The 569-nt window shown below is 68.5% G+C and carries 1 protein-coding gene; it reads right to left on the bottom strand.

Annotated features, from left to right (window positions below):
- Positions 1-569 (bottom strand): alpha/beta hydrolase family protein (locus ABW22_RS13795; RefSeq protein WP_202813962.1); only part of this gene is annotated, 569 nt, incomplete at both ends.

The raw sequence follows: 569 nt of genomic DNA, 5'->3' as shown, positions 1-569 counted from the left end.
TCGGGAAAACGTGCGGGATCAGGGTTGGCGGCCAGCGCATACACCGCGTGCGCCTCGGCGCTCAGCTCCGCAGCGAGCGGTGACAGGTCAGCGTGGGAGTCGCGCATGCGCTGCGCCACCATGCGGTCGAATATCTCGCCGTCACGCCCGTTGGCAAGGTAGTCCAGACTGGCATGGAGCAGCACCATTTTACCGGTGTCGTCCGGGGTCAGGGCGTGCCATTTGCCTTCCTGCTCGAACCAGCCGGTGGTGAAGAAGCGCATCGCGCGGGGCAGGTCGTGGTAGCCGCCGACGCCCAGGATGAAGCGCACCTGTTCCCGGATGTCGTCTTCCAGCGCGGCAAGGAGCGCAGGGCCGACCGAGTAGCTGAAGGCGAACAGGCCGGCGCGGCCGCCGGGGGCCAGTTCCGGGCGGCTGGACAGCCAGGCGAACGCATCCGCGATCTCACGGGCATCCGAGGGGCGCACCCGCAGTTGGCGAAAGCCGGCAAGGTCGGGTGTCAGCACCGCAAAGCCGGCGCGCGCCAGGGTCGAAGCGAAGGCTGTCAATCGCGGGTCGTCCTTGCCCTG

It is taken from the genome of Thiobacillus denitrificans (genome assembly GCF_001530125.1).
GTDB lineage: Bacteria > Pseudomonadota > Gammaproteobacteria > Burkholderiales > Thiobacillaceae > Thiobacillus > Thiobacillus denitrificans_C.
Note: the sequence above shows the minus strand (reverse complement) of the source record. Positions and strands in the feature narration are given on the sequence as shown.